This window comes from Citrobacter sp. Igbk 17 (assembly GCF_028069775.1).
Lineage (GTDB): Bacteria > Pseudomonadota > Gammaproteobacteria > Enterobacterales > Enterobacteriaceae > Citrobacter.
On the sequence record NZ_JANEWI010000045.1, the window covers coordinates 14458 to 35232 of the forward strand.

Here is a 20775-nt window from a genome sequence, read left to right on the forward strand (position 1 = left end):
TCTGGCCCATGGTAGATGTTCATTTTTATTATTGTGGAAAGGGTAGGGTTATCTCCACAATGTTATAATCCGTTCATGATGTTTTTAGGCTTACGCTGATGAATGACATGTTCAATGATGTTATAAACGCATTGCTCGCCGATATTGCTGATCGCCCCCTCGGTATATCCTGCGATATGTGCAGTAGGTATGAAATTATCGAGCGCAAATAAGGGGTGTGAATTGCACGGTTCTTGTAGAAAGACATCGGCAGCAGCACCCTTAATGACACCCTGCGTCAGAGCCAGAAAGAGATCCTCTTCATTAACAACACCACCGCGTGAAACGTTAATGAGATAACTACTGCTTTTCATTTTTTTCATCTGTGCTAAATCAAAGAGATCTTTGGTTTCTGGCGTCAGCGGTGTGTGTAACGTGATGAAATCACTTTGTTCTGTTAGTTCATCGAGCGAAACGTATTCAATGTGATTATCTGCGGCGAACTGTGCATCCTGCCATGCGTCGTGAGCCAGTACGCGCATATTAAAGCCGCGGGCTCGCAGTGCAACCTGCTTACCGATGTTACCTAACCCAATAATGCCAATCGTTTTTCCATATACATCGGAGGCGAAGATTCGTGGCCAGTTTCCCGCTCGGGTTTGTTCAATCGCATAGGGGAGCTGACGTGCACAGTTAAGGATCAGGGAAAACGCAAAGTCTGCGACGGCATGCTTATTGGCATCCGGCACATTGGTAACAAAAATACCTTTTTCACGCGTAATATTGAGGTCGATATTATCGACACCCACGCCGTGTTTGCAGACGATTTTCAGATTCGGTGCCGCCGCGATTAGTTCGGCATTAACATCGGTAAAAGCGACGATCATTGCCACTGTCTGTTCCAGATGAGGTGCAAGCGCTTCTAAACCGGCATCTGCAGGTAGCATGATTAATTCAAGTCCTGCGTCGTTAAGCCGTTTGATCGGCTGCTGATCGTATTTGGCAAATGAAGGTGATGTACAGATGACGTTCATAACACAATCCTGTTAGTTAAGCGGCGTTGCCGCCGCTGTAAAAGTGTCTATCGCAAATAGTTATTGATAATTTGCTGAATCTGGCGTTCCTGATGTGTATCAAACGTGACAGCGTAACGACTTGCGCCAACATCATGGCCCATGATTTGTAATGCTTTTTTTACCGCAGCCGGAGAGAAGGCCACTTTATAGAGATCGGTGCGCAGACCCGTGACGCTCTCCTGAGCCTGATGCGACCCGGCAACGTCACCGGCGTTAAAGCGAGACCAGATTGCGTTGATTTCTTGTGGTGCGACGTTAGCCAGCCCCGAAATACAGGCGGAACAGCCATCAACAAACCCCTGGTGAATGAGCGAATCTGGTCCGTTCAGCACATCAAATCCCTCGATATCTTTTACTGCATCCAGGAATCTGCTAAGACTTTCATAACTGCCGGCACTGTCTTTGATCCCGATAATGTTCGGGTGTGCCGCCAGCACTCTGGCTGTTTCAGGCTCAATGGTGTTTCCCGTCCGCGCCGGAATGTTATAGAGAAATACCGGGACGGAGAGCGCATCGGCAATCGCGGTGTAATGGGCAATAAGTTCAGCCTGTTTTAGAGGAACAAAGTACGGGGTAATGACCGACACCGCATCGACACCCAGCTTTTCTATCTGTTTGCCCAGGCGGATGGTTTCACGGGTAGATATTTCGCCAATGTGTGCTACTACATGTGCCTGACCCGCCACTTCCTCTACACAGGTCCGCGTGACGGCGATTTTTTCATCTTCGTTAAGTACAAAGAATTCGCCGTTGGTCCCGCCGCAGAAAATACCGTTTCCGGCGTTTAACTGGCGGTTTACCTGGTTTCTCAGTTCTTTAAGGTTAAGCCCGCCGTCGTGGTCGAACGGGGTAACGATTGCCGTCAGTACTCCTCGGATTTTGCTACTCATTATTCACTCCTTTGTCATCAGTTCTGGAAACAGAGTTTGATAAATGGCCTGAATATCGTTATGGCTCACCTTGCAGGGAGCATTATTCATCAGGCGCTTTACGTTCAGTGCGGCATCGGCCAGTGCGGGAATATCAGTAGACGGTACACCAAGCGTTGCCAGGTTATCGGGCAGGTTCAGGCGTTTCACCAGTGTGGAAAAGTACTCCACCAGGGCGCAGGATTTTTCTTCGGCACTGAGTGTGAGGTCAGCGTCAGGCAGCAGATCCCATACCAGGGCAAACTTGTCGACCACAAAAGGGCGAATCACTTGCATGCAGGGTGCTAACAGAATGGCGTTAGCGACGCCATGTGGGAGATGGTATCGACCGCCAAGCGGGTAAGAGAGCGCGTGAACTAGGTGAGTACCGGCATGATTAATCGCCACACCGCCGTAATACGATGCCCACAGCATCTCCAGTTTGGCCAGCAGGTTTTCCGGCTCATTGACGGAGGTTTCGATATGGTTGAGTAGCTTACGCAGGCCAATTAGCGCCGCGTTATCGCTTACGGGATTGGCGACAGTAGCGGTAAAGCATTCAATCAGATGACATAACGCGTCAATTCCAGTGGACGAGGCAATATGCGCCGGCATGCTGGTGGTGAGCTCTGGCAAAAGGGCCACGAAATCCGGTAACAGCACGGGAGAGATGATACCGACCTTAGTGTTTTGTTCCGGGATAGCCAGAATGGCATTCGGGGTTGCTTCAGACCCCGTACCTGCCGTGGCGGGGATCAGCACAGAAGCAACGCGTTGCAGCGGTTTTTCTCCCGCCAGCATGGCGTCAAGTGTCGGAGATTCAGGATGGCATAAGACGGAGAACAGTTTCGCCACATCCAGTACGCTGCCTCCGCCGATACCGATAACCATTTCTACGTTGAGATCTTGTACGTTTTTTAATAGCGCGCTGACATCGTGATGCCCGGGTTCTGCAGGCACATTGTCAATCAGAGCCACATGACGTCCATCGTTGGCCAGTAAGTTACGGATCTGTATTACCGCGTCCAGCCCGACAATATTGCTATCCGTCACCAGTAACAGCTGGCGTTTCCCCGCCAGTAACGGCTCCAGTGCGGGGATGGCATTCGAACCGCTAATCACGGTGCTATTGATTGTTGCCACAACATTCTCCTGTTGTTCGAGTGATTGAATTCGCTCACTGAGATTCAGGAACGATTGCATCATGGGCTAAATTTATAATTTATCTCGGAACCGAATAACTTGAGCTTGCTCACATTTAATCAAATGTGATTGAATATAATCATTATCAACATACAACAACCCGGAGCATGGATGAGTAGACAGGTAGCAAGGCCGAAGGTACTGGTGATTGCCGACGACTTTACTGGTGGTAATGATGCGGGGGTAAGTCTGGCGCTGACGGGTATGACGGTGAATGTCGCTTTCACATTGCCCAGTGCCGATGATGCAGATGTGCTGGTCATCAACACGGATAGTCGTGCGCTGGAAGCAGAGCAGGCCGCCGCCAGAGTAAGTGAGCTGGCTCTTGCCAGTCAGGCAGGCCCTCAGACGCAGTGGCTTAAGAAAATGGATTCAACTTTGCGCGGAAACCCAGGGGCCGAACTGGACGCGTTAATGCGGATTACAGGTAAAAAGCGGGCCATCGTGGCGCTGGCTTGTCCCTCAGCCGGGCGTACCACTGAGCAGGGGCAGTGCCTCGTTAACGGTATTCCCGTAACGCAGACTGAATTTGCCAGCGATCCGAAAACGCCGGTTATTAGCGCCGATATCTGTGAGGTGTTACAGGCGCAAACAGTCATTGCGTGTCGGGCAATGTCTCTGAGCGACTATCTGCAGCACCTCAGAGAGCCTGTTGCGAAAACGCCACAAATCTGGGTGGTGGATGCCCGCACGCAGACCGATCTTGATGTTATTGCTTCGGAAGCGCTGATGCAGGAGGAATCGCCGCTGCTGGTAGGGTCTGCCGGGATCTGTGACGCGCTGGCCCGCCATGTCCGGACACCGTCCTCCCAGTGTTTACTGGCGGTAGTGGGTTCAATGAGTGAAATCGCTCAACAACAGATTGCTGCAGTGTGTCAGGACCCGCGGGTGGAGACTGTATTCATTGATATCGAAAATATCTTCAGTGGTAACCGGACAGAGTATGTGCAGCGTATCGTCAGGGTTCTCATCTCAGGTAAACACTGCATCGTTCACACCTGCCCGGACATCGAAGCACGCCATCATATTGCAAAGCTGTGTGCATACCTGCAGATGAGCCGCGCGCAGCTCGGTGAAACAATCTGCCAGTTTCTTGGACAGCTTACCCGCCAGGTGCTGCACGAAGCCTCACCTGGGGCGCTGTATCTTTCCGGCGGTGATGTCGCGATGGCGATCGCGGATGCGCTGGAGGCAACAGGATTTCGTATTACCGACCGTGTGGCCCAGTGTGTGCCGTACGGCCATCTTGCCGGTAGCTACTGGCGACGCCCGGTTATGACAAAAGCAGGGGGATTCGGTGATGAAACCACTCTGCGTCAGGTTTTGAATTATATCGAGGAGAAAATGAGTGAATAACACGATTGCGGTAACCATGGGCGACCCGGCAGGTATTGGACCGGAGATCATTATTAAATCGTTGGTGGAGGGAGAGTTGTCTGGCGCGCCGGTCGTGGTTGTGGGTTGTGCACAAACGCTGAGGCGCATCCAGGCATTAAATGTCACGCCGCCTGTGGACTTTAGGGTGATCGATAACGTAACCCAGGCACAATTCGCCCCCGGTGTTATCAATGTAATTGATGAACCCCTTGCCGATCCTGCTGCGCTTGAACCGGGCGTGGTCCAGGCACAGGCTGGCGATCTGGCATACCGCTGTATTAAGCGTGCCACCGCGCTGGCGCTCAGCGGGGAAGTGAAAGCCATTGCCACGGCGCCGCTGAATAAAGAAGCACTGCACATGGCAGGACATCATTATCCCGGCCATACCGAATTACTGGCGCAACTGACTAACAGCAAAGACTACGCAATGGTGCTGTATACCGAACAGCTTAAAGTGATTCATGTCACCACGCATATTGCACTGCGTAAATTCCTTGATACGCTCAGTGAACAGCGTGTGAAAACAGTCATTCGGGTCGCGGATGATTTCCTGCGTCGTGTCGGGTTTGATAATCCACGTATTGCGGTAGCAGGCGTTAATCCCCATGCCGGGGAAAACGGTCTGTTTGGTGATGAAGAGATGACCATAGTCGGCCCTGCGGTACAGGCTATGCGGGAGCAGGGGCTGAATGTCACCGGGCCTTGCCCACCGGACACTGTCTTTATGCAGTGCCACGAAGGTATGTATGACATGGTGGTGGCGATGTATCACGATCAGGGCCATATTCCGCTAAAATTGCTGGGATTCTATGATGGGGTGAATATCACCGCCGGATTGCCATTTATTCGCACTTCTGCAGACCACGGCACGGCGTTTGATATTGCCTGGACAGGTAAAGCCAAGTCTGAGAGCATGGCCGTGTCCATCCAGTTAGCAATGCAAATTACGCGGGATTAAAATGAAGGGATATAATCGGTTAGAACAGATTATGGATTATCTGAAAGGGCATAATCTGGCAACGGTTGAACAGCTTGTTGCTGTGACTCAGGCCTCGCCGGCGACCATTCGTCGCGACCTGATTAAACTCGATCAGGAAGGTGTTATCAGCCGAACTCACGGCGGCGTGACGCTTAACCGGTTTATCCCTTCGCAACCGACCACTCATGAGAAAATGCAGCGTAGCCTGATGGAAAAACAGGCTATTGCCAGCGCGGCGGCAAGCCTGGTGAAAGCCGGGGACGCCATTGTCCTGGATGCGGGAACGACGATGATTGAACTGGCGCGCCAGCTTACCCATCTGCCGTTGCGCGTCATCACCAGCGATCTGCACATTGCGCTATTTCTTTCTGAGTTCAAACAAATTGAAGTGACGATCATTGGCGGGCGCATTGATGACTCCAGCCAGTCCTGTATCGGCGAGCACGGGCGTAAACTGCTGCAAAACGTGTGGCCGGATATCGCGTTTCTAAGCTGTAACGGCTGGGACCTGGCCCGCGGGATCACCGCACCGACGGAAGAAAAGGCCGGTCTGAAGCGTGACCTGGTTGCAAACGCCAAACGTCGCGTCCTGCTGGCAGATAGTTCAAAATATGGTGCATGGTCACTTTTCAACGTCACACATCTGGATGCGTTGACGGATATCGTGACCGATGCCCGACTCAATGAAGAGGTACGGCAGCAGCTTGAACAACTGCCTTGCCATCTGACGTTCGCCAGTTAATCCGCATTCTGCGACAGCTGAGGTTCCAGTACCTCAATAAATGCTTCCAGCTGTCGCGTCATCGCCCCCCGACGCCAGACCAGCCACGTATTTAACCAACGCCAGTTTTCGCTCAGCGGCCAGGCATTGACCTGATGGTGGCCCGGCATGCTTTCCAGCATAGAGCGCGGAATCAGTGCGATTCCCGCCCCCGCAATCACACAGGCCAGCATGCCGTGGTAGGACTCCATCTCATGGATTGTGCCCGGCATCGCACGATCGGCGTGAAACCAGCTTTCAAAATGGCGGCGATATGAACAGTTGGCGCGAAAGGCATAGATATTGTAACCATTCACATCGCTGGCCCGTTTTATAGGCGGGTGCCCGTGTGGGGTGACAATCATCATCTCTTCACGGTACACCGGCATTCCTTCAAGACCTGGATGGGTTATAGGGCCATCGGCAAAAGCGGCGTTCAGCGTACCGTCCAGCACACCGTCCAGCATGGTACCTGACGGCCCTGTTGCCAGGGCAAACTGGATTTTAGGGTAGCGCTGATTATATTCGGCAAGTGTGGCCGGAATACGTACGGCGGCTGTACTTTCCAGCGACCCCAGAGAGAATAATCCCTGTGGTTCATCTCCTGCGACCACCATCCGCGCTTCTTCTACCAGCGCCAGGATCCGCTGGCTGTAACGTAAAAAATTGTGCCCGGAGGGAGAAAGCCGCAGACGTTGATTTTCACGAATAAAAAGATCGACGCCAAGGTCCGCTTCAAGCTGGCGAATACGCGTGGTGAGGTTGGACGGCACGCGATGCACCTTCGCCGCTGCCTGCGTGATACTGCCGGTCTCTGCGACGGCATTGAACATTTCCAGTTGCGTCAGGTCCATAATTTTCTCTATTCGTGAATGGTATGGTTAATATTATTCATTTTTCAGGAAGAGTAAACCTGCGCATGATATAACCATACCTTGCGAGAAAGAGAGGCACTTATGACCATCACAGCAGCAACACATGCTATTTCCGTTGACCCGACCTGTGGCGAAATGCTGACGGCAATGCCGTGGGCCAGCGCCGATGAGATTACCCACGCGCTGAATCTGGCGGCGACGGGATTCAATGAATGGAAACACACGACCGTCGTCCATCGCGCACAGATGTTGCGTCGGGTCGGACAGGCGCTGCGTGGCCGCGCCGAAGAGATGGCGCAGTGTATCTCGCGTGAAATGGGTAAGCCTGTAAGGCAGGCTCGTGCGGAAGTGGCAAAGTCTGCGGCATTATGTGACTGGTACGCTGAACATGGGCCAGCGATGCTCAGTACCGAGGCAACGCAGGTTGAGAATAACCAGGCCGTGATTGAGTACCGTCCCCTGGGGACTATTCTGGCGATCATGCCGTGGAACTTTCCGCTCTGGCAGGTTATGCGCGGCGCGGTACCGATTTTGCTGGCCGGAAATGGCTATCTGTTAAAGCATGCACCGAATGTGACCGGTTGTGCCGCGATTATCGCCCAGGTGTTTAGCGATGCGGAAATACCGGCTGGGGTATATGGCTGGGTTAATGCCGATAACGCCGGGGTTAGCCAGATGATTAATGACCCGCGTATCGCCGCGATAACCGTGACGGGCAGCGTGCGGGCAGGGGCTGCGATTGGCGCTCAGGCCGCTGCTGCACTGAAGAAATGCGTGCTTGAGTTAGGAGGTTCCGATCCGTTTATCGTGCTTAATGATGCAGACCTTGATTTAGCCGTCAAAGCAGCAGTGGCAGGGCGGTATCAGAATACCGGGCAGGTTTGTGCCGCAGCGAAGCGCTTTATTATTGAAGAGGGTATTGCCGCAGAATTCACCCAACGTTTTGTGGCGGCAGCCAGCGCACTGAAAATGGGCGATCCGCTAAATGAAGAGAACGATCTCGGCCCAATGGCACGTTTTGATCTGCGGGATGAACTGCATCAGCAGGTTGAAGCCTCACTGGCGCAAGGGGCGCGCTTACTTCTCGGCGGGGAAAAGATCGCCGGTCAGGGTAATTACTATGCCGTGACGGTGCTGGGTGATGTTACGCCGGAAATGACGGCATTTCGTCAGGAGTTGTTTGGCCCGGTTGCGGCGATTACCGTCGCGAAGGATGCTGAGCACGCATTAGCACTGGCTAATGACAGCGAGTTCGGCTTGTCGGCCACGTTGTTTACCGCGGATGAGGCACTGGCACAAACTATGGCGGCCCGTCTGGAGTGTGGTGGCGTGTTTATTAATGGTTACAGTGCCAGTGATGCTCGTGTTGCTTTTGGCGGCGTGAAGAAAAGCGGTTTTGGCCGTGAACTTTCTCACTTTGGCCTGCATGAGTTTTGCAATGTGCAAACCGTCTGGAAAAACCGTCTCTGATAGCCAGGGTGCCTCAGCAGGGGCATCCGTCTTATTTCTGCCATAAATTTGTCATTTACTCTGCGTAAACTCGAGTCTAACGCTTTGATACAGAAGAGTAATATGAACATAACGCAAATTTTTCGTCGCCTGATCCCCCGTCAGTTTGGTCTGTTAACCGGTATTATTTGTATTATTGCGCTGTTCTCTGTTTTGCAGATTGCATCCTCGCTTATGCTCTCAACCTCTGTCAGGGACGCGCAGATAAATGAACAGCATAACCAGCAGGTGCTCTTGCAACAGTCGAAGATCGATCAAGCAAGGGTGGCGTTGTTATCGGCCAGCGACTTACTTAATCGTGCCGGCGTTTACTTTATGCAGGATGCGGCTACCGGCTCGGAAGGGAGCTGGCATCCGTTAATGGAAGAGGCTCAGCATGCGTTAACGCAGTCAAAAACGGCGTGGGATGCCTGGCTTGCAATGGGTCCGCATCAGGCTGCCGACTTGATGGAGAGCTATCAGCGTTTTTATAGCGGTATTCAGGAGCAGGCAGATGGATTAATGCAATCCAATAGTATTGATGCATTTTTTGCCGTACCTGTGCAGGCGTTTCAGACAGACTTTAATGAAAATTATGCACGCTTTCAGCAAGACAGTGGCCAGCAAGCGGAAAAAGGGCGAGAGCAGCTGTTGACCAGTCTTGAACGTTTACAGCAGCTCTTTTTATTTATTCCTCTTGTGCTGGTGGCGATTGCGGTACTGGTCTGGCGCAGTATGTCCCGCTGGGTCATCGCGCCACTGAGACGGCTGATCGATCATATTGATGTGTTAGCGGCTGGCGATCTTTCCCGTCCGGCACCCCAGGTGAGCCAGTTTAATCGTGAAGTGACACAACTGAGCTCACGTATTGACGCGATGCAGCAGGGGCTACGTATGCTGGTGCAGCAGGTGAATGACGCGACTACCTCAATGGTGGGGAATATCACTCAGCTTACACAAAGCAATAAACAGTTGTATCAGCAATCCGCGAAACAGAGCGATGAGCTAAATACGGTGACATCACATATTTCGTTTCTGGAAACACATGTTGAGGATAACAGTGGGTTTGCTCAACTGGCGAATCAACGCGCCGTTCAGGCGCGGGATATTGCTGCGGGTGGCGACCGGATGATGGCAACGGTAAATGCGTCGATGCAGGCGATTGTTGCCCGTTCATCAGAGATGCGCGGGATCATCTCACTGATTGACAGCATCGCGTTTCAGACCAATATTCTGGCGTTAAATGCGGCGATTGAAGCTGCGCATGCTGGTGAGCAAGGGCGTGGATTTGCGGTTGTTGCAAAAGAAGTGGGATTGTTGGCGAGAAAAAGCAGTCAGTCCACGCAGAATATTCAGGCGCTGATTCATCATTCCTTAGCGGGTATAGATGAGGGCTTTCATGCGGTGAACGGACTCGATGACAACCTACAACAGGTTATATCGCTGGTGGAAAATCTTGGTGCCTTATTGAATGACATTTCTGCTGCGACGATGAATCAAGGAACGCGTATTCACGCGTTGACCAGTCAGCTTCAGGCTCTGAATAACGAAGCCCGACAGACCAGCGATCTGGTGAACGCCGCATCTGATTCCTCCCTACAGTTACATCATGAATCTCATCAGCTTATGCAGGCCGTTGCCAGATTCCGTCTTCCGGCCTGACGCTGTGTATTCAGCTCTGTTATACTCGCAGGCCTTTCATACCTGCGAGCAAGGAGCATGTTGTGGCCAGGGCCATGGACAATTCAATTTTAGAGACCATTGTGCAGCAGGTTCGTCCGCTGATTGGTCAGGGAAAAGTCGCCGATTATATTCCTGCATTAGCCTCCGTCGATGGGTCAAAACTGGGTATTGCCATTTGCACCGTTGATGGTCAGCACTATCAGGCGGGGGATGCGCAAGAACGTTTTTCTATTCAGTCGATTTCAAAGGTACTTAGCCTGGTTGTCGCAATGCGTCATTACCAGGAAGACGAGATCTGGCAACGTGTTGGCAAAGATCCTTCCGGTCATCCGTTTAACTCGCTGGTGCAGCTGGAAATGGAGCAGGGTATACCGCGTAATCCCTTCATCAATGCCGGGGCATTGGTGGTTTGCGATATGTTGCAAGGTCGGCTGAGTGCACCACGGCAACGAATGCTGGAAGTGGTACGTGCATTAAGCGGCGTTTCTGATATCGCTTATGATACGACGGTTGCTCGCTCTGAGTTTGAGCATTCCGCCCGCAACGCGGCAATTGCCTGGCTGATGAAGTCCTTTGGCAATTTTCATCACGATGTGACGACCGTTCTGCAAAATTACTTTCACTACTGCGCGCTGAAAATGAGCTGCGTGGAACTGGCGCGAACCTTCGTGTTTCTGGCGAATCAAGGGAACGCTTTCCACCTCACCGAGCCAGTGGTTTCGCCGATGCAGGCGCGGCAGATTAACGCGCTAATGGCGACCAGCGGTATGTATCAAAATGCCGGGGAGTTTGCCTGGCGGGTAGGTCTGCCGGCGAAATCGGGTGTCGGTGGTGGCATTGTGGCGATCGTGCCGCATGAGATGGCGATTGCGGTCTGGAGTCCGGAGCTGGATCCCGCAGGGAACTCGCTGGCGGGTATTGCGGTACTGGAACAATTAACTCAACAGTTAGGGCGCTCGGTTTACTGATGAACACGCTCGACCCGCTTTTTGCCCGACTGGCGAAATCGACTTTTCGATCGCGGTTTCGTCTCGGTCAGAAAGAAAGACAATATTGTCTGGAAAAAGGTGCGCCGGTCATTGAACAACACGCGGCCGATTTTATTGCTAAGCGATTGGCACCCGCGTTTCCGGCCAATGACGGAAAGCAAACGCCGATGCGTGGACATCCGGTGTTTATCGCTCAACATGCCACGGCGACGTGCTGTAGGGGATGTCTGGCCAAATGGCATGATATACCTCAGGGGCAACCGTTGAGCGAGCAACAGCAACGTTACGTTGTCACTGTTATCTACCACTGGTTAGTGCTGCAAATGAATAAGCCATAGATAACATAATCCTATGATTCGACTCCTTGTGTTATGTAATTGTTAATTGCAGTATGAAGGGGTCAATCTAAGGAGACCAAATGGCTACCAACACTCCCTGCTTTATACTGAGCGCGGAACAGATCCTGTCGAGAATCGACGAGCTTAGTGATGTCCTTGAACAGTGCGTGAACGATGGCGCATCTGTCAGTTTTATGCTTCCTTTTAACCGCGATAAGTCACGGCCTTTCTGGACGCGTGTTGCGCAAAGTGTCTCTTGTGGAGAACGCATTGTTCTGGGGGCTGAAAATGCGCAAGGGACGCTCATTGGGACCGTTCAGCTCATTATCGATCAACCCGAAAACCAGCCTCATCGTGCAGACGTTGCCAAACTCCTGGTTCATACCTCTGCACGACGGTGTGGGATCGCCAGGGAATTGATGAATACACTGGAAATTTGCGCACGTCATGAAGGGAAAACCCTCCTGGTTCTTGATACGTCTACAGGCAGCGCCGCCGAGTTGTTCTACCACAATTGTGGATGGCAAAAAGCAGGGGTCATCCCTGGCTATGCAAAAATGCCCGATGGAACACTGGCCGGGACCACACTTTTTTATAAAACACTCTAATTTGTCACCGGGGATTGATCAAAACAGGGTTTCATTGTATTAAAGTTTGCTAACCTATTGGACCAATTCAATCAGGTTGTATGACTAATCAAAAAGGGAACCCATTGTGCAAACACTAAATCGTCGCGATTTTCCCGGTGCTCACTATCCTGAACGCATTATTCAGTTTGGTGAAGGAAACTTCCTGCGCGCCTTTGTTGACTGGCAAGTTGATCTGCTGAATGAACATACCGATCTGAACGCTGGTGTGGTCATTGTTCGTCCTATCGAAAGTACCTTCCCGCCGTCACTGAGTACCCAGGATGGTCTCTATACCACCATCATTCGTGGTTTGAATGAAAAGGGCGAGGCCGTCAGCGATGCCCGTTTAATTCGTTCGGTTAACCGCGAAATCAGCGTCTATAGCGAATACGATGAGTTCCTGAAGCTGGCGCATAATCCTGAAATGCGTTTTGTTTTTTCTAACACCACGGAAGCGGGTATCAGCTACCACGCAGGTGATAAGTTTGATGATGCGCCAGCGGTGAGTTATCCGGCTAAACTGACCCGACTGCTGTTCGAACGCTATAGCCATTTCAATGGTGCGCTTGATAAAGGCTGGATTATCATTCCTTGCGAGCTGATTGATTACAATGGTGAAGCGCTACATGAACTGGTTCTGCGTTATGCTCAGGAGTGGGCATTGCCGGAAGCATTTGTACAGTGGCTGGACAAGGCAAACGCATTTTGCTCTACGCTGGTGGACCGTATTGTTACCGGCTACCCACGTGATGAAGTTGCGAAGCTTGAAGCTGAACTGGGTTATCATGATGCGTTTCTTGATACCGCAGAACACTTCTATCTGTTTGTTATTCAGGGGCCAAAATCATTAGCCACCGAACTTCGTCTCGATAAATACCCGCTGAACGTTCTGATTGTTGATGACATCAAGCCGTATAAAGAGCGTAAAGTCGCCATTCTCAACGGTGCGCACACTGCTCTGGTACCGGTCGCCTGGCAGGCAGGGCTTGATACCGTGGGTGAAGCAATGAATGATGCTGAAATTCGCGCCTTCGTTGAGAAAGCTATCTATGACGAGATTATTCCGGTGCTGGATCTGCCGCGCGATGAATTGGCTTCATTTGCCAGTGCGGTAACCGGCCGATTCTGCAACCCGTACATTAAGCATCAACTATTGTCGATTGCGCTTAATGGCATGACCAAATTCCGCACCCGTATTCTGCCGCAGCTGTTGGCAGGGCAGAAGGCCAGCGGCCAACTGCCGCCGCGTCTGACATTCGCCCTGGCAGCCTTGATTGCCTTCTACCGCGGTGAGCGTAACGGTGAATCTTATCCAGTTCAGGATGATGCACACTGGATGGAGCGTTTCCAGGTGTTGTGGGCTCAGCATCGTGACCGCCAGATTACGACCGAAGCGCTGGTCAACGCGGTATTGGCCGTAAAAGAGCACTGGGAACAGGATCTGACACAGGTTTCCGGCCTGGTAGAACAGGTTTCTGCTGATCTGGATTCTATCCTGGCAAAAGGCATGCGCGAAGCTGTTAAGCCACTGTGCTAATACATTAACCCGGCTCAGGCCGGGTTTTTTATCGATCTTACTTAGTTACAACATACAATGTGCTATTTTAAAATACTGCACATCTGTAGCTTCAGTGCAGAGTAGGGTCAGCAGGAAAAGATGTTTAGATAGTGTTATCTATAAACTTGCAACATTGATCGCGATCACGTTTAATGTCCCGGCTTTCACATTTTCCGAAGATAACCATGATCGTTCGCCCCCAACAACACTGGCTACGCCTGATATTCGTCTGGCATGGCTCGGTATTATCCAAAATCTTTTCACGCTTGCTGCTGAATTTCCTGCTCTCCATTGCCGTTATCATCATGCTGCCATGGTATACGATGCTGGGTATCAAATTTACCCTGGCACCGTTCAGCATTCTCGGTGTCGCAATTGCAATCTTCTTAGGCTTTCGTAACAACGCCTGTTATTCACGCTATGTTGAAGCCCGACATTTGTGGGGGCAGTTGATGATTGCTTCCCGTTCACTTCTGCGCGAGGTGAAAACGACCTTACCAGATGATGCCGAACTGGGGCAGTTCGTTCGTTTGCAAATCGCATTTGCCCATTGCCTGCGTATGACGTTACGTCGACAACCGCAAGCGGAACCCCTGGCGAAATACCTCAGCGAGAGCGATTTACAGACCGTTTTTGCGTCTCAATCACCGGCCAACCGCATTCTGCTGCTGATGGGGGAGTGGCTGGCCGTTCGCAGACGAAATGGACAGCTATCTGATATATTATTTCACAGTTTAAACAACAGGTTAAATGATATGTCGGCTGTGCTGGCAGGTTGTGAGCGTATCGCGAACACGCCCGTTCCGTTTGCTTACACCTTAATCCTTCATCGCACGGTATATCTGTTTTGTATTATGTTGCCGTTCGCGTTAGTGGTGGATTTACACTATATGACACCATTCATCTCGGTGCTTATTTCCTATACCTTTATCTCGCTCGATACGCTAGCCGAAGAGCTCGAAGATCCGTTTGGTACAGAGAATAATGATCTGCCACTCGATGCGATTTGTAATGCAATTGAAATCGATTTGCTGCAGATGAATGATGAAACCGTTGTACCAGCGAAACATATGCCAGATAAGCATTACCAGCTAACATAACATCCGGTAGAGCTGGTCGCACGACCAGCCCTCATTGTTTCACGGAAGGAACAGGTGAGACTTGATGCGCCGGGCAGTGCTGCTTTAGCCGAATTCTCTTTGCCACCACGCAGGCTGCATATCGGTAAATGAATGAAACTCGGGGGCCAGATCTTCATCATTGGGATCATCAAAAACGCCTGCTAATAGCGCAATTACCGGAGCGTCATCAATGGCACCAACTGAACTTCCACATTGAGGGCAAAAAGCACGACTGGAGGTTTCTGAAGAACGCCAGGTCGTCGGTTTACCCGCTTTTCCCGTCCATTTTACATTTTCAGCATTAAATTCAATCCAGACGACAGTTGGTGCACCGGTATGCTTGCGGCAAATATCACACGAGCAGGTATGCGAATTATTAGGGCTCGTCGCGGTAAAGCGAATAGAGCCACACAGACAACCGCCAATGTAGACTTTAGACATGACAACCCCCGTCAGTTAACGTTCTCAGACACTAGCAGATGACTGGCTTCATCACTAGATCCTCATCGTAAAAAGGCGAGGGCGCGCATGGGGAATTCACAATAATTATCAGCCCCTGGTATAAAAAGGCTGATAATTGACGGTCAGTGATTAAGAATTGTGTTTAGCAACGATAAACAACCGCGGAAACGCCAGCAGTATTTTCCCATTCTCTTGCAGCGGATATTGCTCCTGCAGCAATGCATGGTAGCGCGCCAGATAGCGATGCTGTTCGCTTTCACTCAGGTCCTGCAACCATGGACGTAACCCTGTAGAACTCACCCAGTCGATAATTGCCTGGTGTGATTCCATAATGTGATAGTAGGTTGTACGCCAGATATCAACATCGCAGCCCATATCAGTCAAAATATCATAATACGCATGCACTCCGGGAAGAGGTGCGCGGCCGCGATCGGGGTAACCCAGTTCATAGGCGACCTCACGCATCAGAACATGCGTTGGCTCCAGCCAGTTATCCGGCATTTGTACGGCCAGTACGCCATCTTTGCCCAGCAGAGAGACCAGGTGGGGAAACAGCTGATAGTGATCGGGAACCCATTGTAAAGATGCGTTTGCATACAGCAGATCGACAGGCTCTTCTGCCTGAAATGCGCTAATATCCGCTTCTATAAAATGACAGCCAGGCAACGCGTTACGCGCTTCGCTCAGCATTGCCGGAGACGAATCCACGCCTGTTATTTTTGCTGATGGCCAACGTTGATGTAGCAATGCGGTGCTGTTACCCGGGCCGCAGCCGAGGTCGACGACTGAGCGGACATTCTCCAGCGCGACTCTGCTGAGCAATTCAGCTGCAGGTCTTGAACGTTCGGTCTCATATTGGAGATAAAGCGAAGGGTTCCAGTCAGCCATGTTTCTGTATCCTGTATGCGATGAAATAGTAGGATTCTGAGCCAGAAATTTCCATCACGCCCTCAGAATCAATGATTTTTGTTCCTTCCCAGCATAGTAAGTGTAGCTTTAAAGGGTAAAAATAGGACAAATCGCATTACAAAAGATAATAATTCATAATCTTTCTTATACTTCTTTTGCTTTCTCTTCAGGATCGCGATCTCTCGTTGGGCATTCAAAAAACTCCTGACATAATATTCACCATCATTATGGTTGTCAATGAAGTCATCACCGTAGTTGCTCTCATAGAGGCTTATGCAGTATTTTATTTTTGTCTTAATAGACTCAATATCATCAAACTGAATCCAATATTCAGATAATAAGTATGCTATCAATTTTTCCTGGAAAGCAGACATGGTACTGTGTTTATCATTCAAAAATATGGCATCGAAATCTTCTAAGACTTCAATTTTATGTGTAGCTTCGTACCATTCGCTCCGACCAAAGCAATAAACTGGTTTGCCTAAAATCAAGGCTTCAATGCTTGTGCCAGAATTACATGCGATAACGGCAGAGCTCCCTTCAATTAATTCGTGGATATTTGCATCAACAGACATAACATTCTCGTTGCTTGCTAATAGATACGCAATCTTGGCATCAATACCTCTGGATTTACACATCGGGTGGCGTTTGATTACCAACGTTCGATTTGTCTTTTTAGCCAATGCCGCAACATAGTCTAATGCATCCATGGCGCTGATGTTCTCATGATCGGTAACCGAATCAGAGTTGACCTGCATGGGGAAAAACAGGTAATCCGAGGGGAGAACAACGTGGTTCTGCGGCTGTTGATGCTTGGAGAGTTTTGTCTCCCTAAAAAAATCCCGTTTCTCACCAATGATATTTTTGGCACTATCACTGTCTATTTTATTTATTTTATCGACATATGAGCTAAAATTGACGCAAATATCTGCCCAACCCGAATATCCATTTTTATCTACAGAGTACAGTCCATATATAGGCGATTCTTTTATCGAGAAAACATTTTTGTCATTATTATATGAATGAAAAGAGAATGTAATGGAATTTTTAATTGCTAGTCTTTTAAGACCATAACAAGGGAAATTAGCTGGGTTCAGTATTACTTGTAATTGTTCATCATGGAGACAAGATATAAAGTTACCAATAAATTGTCGATGAATGCCTTCACTCTTACCTAGCCATTGTGGTAAGTCAAAGTAAAAACGGTTTAAATCATTCATCATAACTCCAGGTGATTAATGTAAATAAAACTATGGGTTAGATTAAGTTTTATTTGTCAGTCGGCTGTCCGCTAAACAGTAACGATTATCATTAAAAATATGCAGATATTATATTATTTTCATAGGATCAATACAATCCGGTACTCTTGAATCGAAGTGGAGGCAGAAGGGGACATCGATATCACATAGGTCCTACTGGTGTTGGTACGCGAATCATATTCAGAAACAAGTATGCTGATTAATATATTTCCCCACATCAACAACTTTATTTGTATTGGGGTCAACATTGAGTACTATAAACCGCATTTGTGGGCAGAACAGTTCCAGGCTTTTTTTACTGCATTCCGTTTGTAACCATTTATGATTGCCACTTTCGGTTTGCACCAGATTGAGGTTTGAATCCTTACTGCACACAAAACCGTCCACGATTGCTCTTTGTCTTGCAGCATCCAGATCCAAACCAATAACATTTAGTTTATCGACGTCTTTGTCATGTGAACTGGCAGAGACACGGGTCAACGCGCAGCCAGTCAGCGCGAATGAAAGAGTAAATAAAAAAGCGACGCGTAAGATAGAGTTGTCATTTTTATGAACATGGATAGTTCTTTGCATTGTGTTGTATGGTCCGATGCTGTGAAATTCCAGGGGCACAGGTTTGTGTTGTACCTTGGTTGTACGCGAAAAGGAGTGAGTGAGCAATTGCAACGTCAATGATTTGACGTATGGGTAAAGTGTATAGTTTGAGTGGCAGTCGGTGAACAGTATGAATCCAGAAACAGCACTGTTAGGCGCTATCAACGACCAGCACAATGATGAACCAAATACACCAGATTTTACCGCTCGCTATGTTAGTGCGCATAATGTATATTATGTTAAATTCAATTAATGCGTACCAAACAGAACCCCCTGGCCTTGCCATCAATGGCATATACCATGATGACCTTTCTACCCACTTGGTCCTCTAAGGTAGAAATGCGCACACAGCATCTTTGAACACCCATTGCTAATGGACTTGAATCAAGCACAACCCCAGAGAATAAAAACCCGCCTGTTATGGCGGGTCTTATCATTTATCTCTAAAATCAGGGTGTTACGATATTAAACCAGAAATCAAAACTATCTAAATAGCTGAGGAATTCATCAACTTTAGCCTGGTTGCCGGTAATAGTCACTTCGCCCTTCTCTTTCGCCTGTTTCAGCGACTCTTCCTTAAGAATGATTTTGTTGAGGGTTGCACGGTTCAAAACAATGGAAGCATCTGCATCGCTGGCCTGTGCATTAGCGCTATGGTTAAGCACGCCATTTTCCAGTTCCAGCTTATATTTTCCGCCATCGCTCCCCAAATCAACGTTAAAGACTGCTTTCGCATTTGCCGCTTTTTCACCATTGATATGTACCGCCAGATAATCAAAGAACATCTCTGGCGACATAGCTTTAACCGTATCCGGACTGGCCGTATTGGGTGTTGCACCTTTCACTACACCGTTACGCAATTCCTGTGCACCGGTCAGATAGAAATTGCGCCACGGGCCGGACTCGGCCTGGTACCCCATCTGTTCAAGTGCATCGGCTTCCAGGTTGCGCGCGTCTTTATTATGCGGATCGGCAAAGACTATCTTGTTAGTCACTTGCGCCACCCAGCGGTAATTCCCCTGAGCATAGTCAGCTTTTGCTTTTTGCATAATGGCATCCGCTCCCCCCATGTAGTCGACATACTTTTTCGCTGCATCAACAGGCGGCAGTTCATCGAGGGTTGCCGGGTTACCGTTAAACCAGCCTAAGTAAAAGACATATGTTGCTTTCACGTCATGACTCACTGAACCGTAATACCCTCGACTGGCCCATGATTTTGCCAGACCGGATGGCAATTTGAAATTGGCGGCGATTTCATCGCGGGTCAGCCCCTGGTTTGCCATGCGCAAAGTTTGATCGTTAATATAACGGTACATATCACGCTGACTCTTCATTAACTTCACCACATTGTCATTCCCCCAGGTTGGCCAATGGTGCTGAGCAATAATAATGTTCGCTTTACCCCCCCAGCGAGTAATGACGTCATTGATATATTTCGACCATGCCAGCGGATCGCGGATCTTCGCGCCGCGCAGTGAATAAGTGTTGTGCAAGGTATGTGTGACATCCTCCGCCGCTTCAATCATCCCCTTTTCTTCCACATACCACAGCATTTCTGACGGTGCCTCCGAACCCGGGGCCATCATAAAGTCATAAGTCAGACCATCGATAACTTCTTTCTGTCCGGTATGAGTGATGTAGTTAGTGGGTTCAATCAACGTTACCGTGCCGGCGGAGGTCGTCGTACCAAGACCAGCGCCTACCTGACCTTTCGCATCGGGCTTCAGCAGGTTGCCATACATATAGCTGGCGCGGCGACTCATCGCATTCCCCGCCATAATGTTTTCCGACACGGCTTCTTTCATAAAGCCAGCCGGTGCATATACTTTTACTTTGCCGGATTTCACATCAGCTTCATCGACAACACCACGCACACCGCCGTAATGGTCAACATGGCTGTGGGTATAAATAACAGCAACAACAGGTCTTTTGCCCCGATTTTGGTAGTAGAGTTCCATTCCTACTTTAGCCGTTTCTGCCGAAACCAGCGGATCAATAACGGTAATGCCTTCTTTACCTTCCATAATGGTCATGTTCGAAAGATCCAGATTGCGGATCTGATAAACGCCATCAGTGACTTCAAACAAGCCGCCGATATTGATCAATTGTGACTGGCGCCATAGGCTCGGATTCACCGTATCCGGCGCTTTATCGCCCTCTTTAATGAAGGCATACTGCTGCGGATTCCAGATGGTGTTCCCTTGTTTCCCCTTAATCAATTCTTGTGGCAGTGGCGCAATAAAGCCTTTGTGAGCATTAGAAAAATCGGTTTTATCCGTGAACGGGAGTTGTCCGTACAACGCATCATTCGCACTTTTAGTCTGTGCCGTGGCCTCTTTCGCCACCTCTTGTGCCATCGCAGGAAGTGATATTAACGATGCAGAACACACACCCGCCATAACCATATAACCAACTACTTTATTAAGTTTCATAAATCCTCGGCTAATAATATATTAATGTGCAGAAAAGTGTTCTGCATATTTGATCGCTGATTGGTTTTAAAATTGTTGCATGCTGATGATGAACATAATTCAATAATCAAAGGCTATCACGCTCATCTTCTAGCGAAAAACGAAACAGTGTTTAAT

19 protein-coding genes are annotated in these 20775 nt (G+C 49.5%); 10 read left to right on the forward strand and 9 right to left on the reverse strand.

Annotated elements, in window-relative coordinates:
* Nucleotides 1-62 precede the first annotated feature (62 nt).
* From NNO08_RS20300 to NNO08_RS20310, 3 genes are read right to left on the reverse strand one after another with little or no spacing between them, the layout of a single operon-like run.
* Nucleotides 63-1013, reverse strand: coding sequence for a phosphoglycerate dehydrogenase (locus NNO08_RS20300; protein ID WP_271457447.1), 951 nt, complete (start codon nt 1011-1013; stop codon nt 63-65).
* Nucleotides 1014-1060: 47 nt separating this feature from the next.
* Complete coding sequence (locus tag NNO08_RS20305; protein ID WP_271457448.1) at nt 1061-1945, reverse strand: dihydrodipicolinate synthase family protein; 885 nt, start codon at nt 1943-1945, stop codon at nt 1061-1063.
* Nucleotides 1946-1948: 3 nt separating this feature from the next.
* A complete protein-coding gene (locus tag NNO08_RS20310; protein WP_271457449.1) occupies nt 1949-3106 on the reverse strand; it encodes an iron-containing alcohol dehydrogenase in 1158 nt (385 codons plus the stop codon).
* 171 nt (nt 3107-3277) lie between these two features.
* Here NNO08_RS20310 and dtnK point away from each other — a divergent pair, with 171 nt between their 5' ends.
* From dtnK to NNO08_RS20325, 3 genes are read left to right on the forward strand one after another with little or no spacing between them, the layout of a single operon-like run.
* Nucleotides 3278-4522: a D-threonate kinase gene (gene dtnK, locus NNO08_RS20315; protein WP_271457450.1), complete on the forward strand. Its 1245-nt coding sequence runs from the start codon at nt 3278-3280 to the stop codon at nt 4520-4522.
* A complete protein-coding gene (locus NNO08_RS20320) occupies nt 4515-5501 on the forward strand; it encodes a D-threonate 4-phosphate dehydrogenase (RefSeq protein ID WP_271457451.1) in 987 nt (328 codons plus the stop codon). Before dtnK ends, NNO08_RS20320 begins: the two co-directional genes overlap by 8 nt.
* 1 nt (nt 5502) lies before the next feature.
* Nucleotides 5503-6264, forward strand: coding sequence for a DeoR/GlpR family DNA-binding transcription regulator (locus NNO08_RS20325; protein ID WP_137383087.1), 762 nt, complete (start codon nt 5503-5505; stop codon nt 6262-6264).
* Here NNO08_RS20325 and ptrR read toward each other — a convergent pair.
* A complete protein-coding gene (gene ptrR, locus NNO08_RS20330; protein WP_061067887.1) occupies nt 6261-7136 on the reverse strand; it encodes a putrescine utilization regulator PtrR in 876 nt (291 codons plus the stop codon). The two genes, NNO08_RS20325 and ptrR, sit on opposite strands and share 4 nt — an antisense overlap.
* 102 nt (nt 7137-7238) lie before the next feature.
* Between ptrR and sad the strand changes: the two genes are divergently transcribed.
* From sad to NNO08_RS20365, 7 genes are all read left to right on the forward strand, one after another.
* Nucleotides 7239-8627, forward strand: a complete 1389-nt coding sequence (gene sad, locus NNO08_RS20335) for a succinate-semialdehyde dehydrogenase (protein ID WP_271457452.1) — start codon at nt 7239-7241, stop codon at nt 8625-8627.
* 102 nt (nt 8628-8729) lie between these two features.
* The gene (locus NNO08_RS20340; RefSeq protein WP_271457453.1) at nt 8730-10307 is read left to right on the forward strand and encodes a methyl-accepting chemotaxis protein; all 1578 of its coding nucleotides are present in this window, start codon (nt 8730-8732) and stop codon (nt 10305-10307) included.
* 62 nt (nt 10308-10369) lie between these two features.
* Nucleotides 10370-11296, forward strand: coding sequence for a glutaminase B (gene glsB / locus NNO08_RS20345; protein WP_271448866.1), 927 nt, complete (start codon nt 10370-10372; stop codon nt 11294-11296).
* Nucleotides 11296-11655 carry a DUF4186 domain-containing protein gene (locus tag NNO08_RS20350; protein ID WP_005122713.1) on the forward strand — a complete coding sequence of 120 codons (360 nt, stop codon included), beginning with the start codon at nt 11296-11298 and terminating at the stop codon, nt 11653-11655. Before glsB ends, NNO08_RS20350 begins: the two co-directional genes overlap by 1 nt.
* A gap of 80 nt (nt 11656-11735) precedes the next feature.
* Entirely contained in the window at nt 11736-12263 is a 528-nt protein-coding gene (locus tag NNO08_RS20355) for a GNAT family N-acetyltransferase (protein ID WP_271457454.1), read from the forward strand.
* Nucleotides 12264-12369: 106 nt separating this feature from the next.
* Nucleotides 12370-13821: a tagaturonate reductase gene (locus tag NNO08_RS20360; protein WP_271457455.1), complete on the forward strand. Its 1452-nt coding sequence runs from the start codon at nt 12370-12372 to the stop codon at nt 13819-13821.
* A 206-nt stretch (nt 13822-14027) separates the two neighbouring features.
* Entirely contained in the window at nt 14028-14942 is a 915-nt protein-coding gene (locus NNO08_RS20365) for a bestrophin family protein (RefSeq protein ID WP_005122709.1), read from the forward strand.
* A gap of 84 nt (nt 14943-15026) precedes the next feature.
* Here NNO08_RS20365 and NNO08_RS20370 read toward each other — a convergent pair whose 3' ends face one another.
* From NNO08_RS20370 to NNO08_RS20390, 5 genes are all read right to left on the reverse strand, one after another.
* Nucleotides 15027-15404 (reverse strand): GFA family protein, encoded by a 378-nt coding sequence (locus NNO08_RS20370; RefSeq protein ID WP_271457456.1) that lies wholly within the window; start codon nt 15402-15404, stop codon nt 15027-15029.
* 150 nt (nt 15405-15554) lie between these two features.
* On the reverse strand, nt 15555-16313 hold the full coding sequence (gene tam, locus NNO08_RS20375; protein ID WP_271448862.1) for a trans-aconitate 2-methyltransferase: 759 nt from the start codon (nt 16311-16313) through the stop codon (nt 15555-15557).
* A gap of 68 nt (nt 16314-16381) precedes the next feature.
* Nucleotides 16382-17557 carry a capsular polysaccharide export protein, LipB/KpsS family gene (locus tag NNO08_RS20380; protein WP_271457457.1) on the reverse strand — a complete coding sequence of 392 codons (1176 nt, stop codon included), beginning with the start codon at nt 17555-17557 and terminating at the stop codon, nt 16382-16384.
* Between the two features lie 216 nt (nt 17558-17773).
* Nucleotides 17774-18166, reverse strand: a complete 393-nt coding sequence (locus NNO08_RS20385) for a hypothetical protein (RefSeq protein ID WP_271457458.1) — start codon at nt 18164-18166, stop codon at nt 17774-17776.
* Between the two features lie 470 nt (nt 18167-18636).
* Nucleotides 18637-20592 carry an alkyl/aryl-sulfatase gene (locus tag NNO08_RS20390; RefSeq protein ID WP_442870788.1) on the reverse strand — a complete coding sequence of 652 codons (1956 nt, stop codon included), beginning with the start codon at nt 20590-20592 and terminating at the stop codon, nt 18637-18639.
* Nucleotides 20593-20775: the final 183 nt, after the last annotated feature.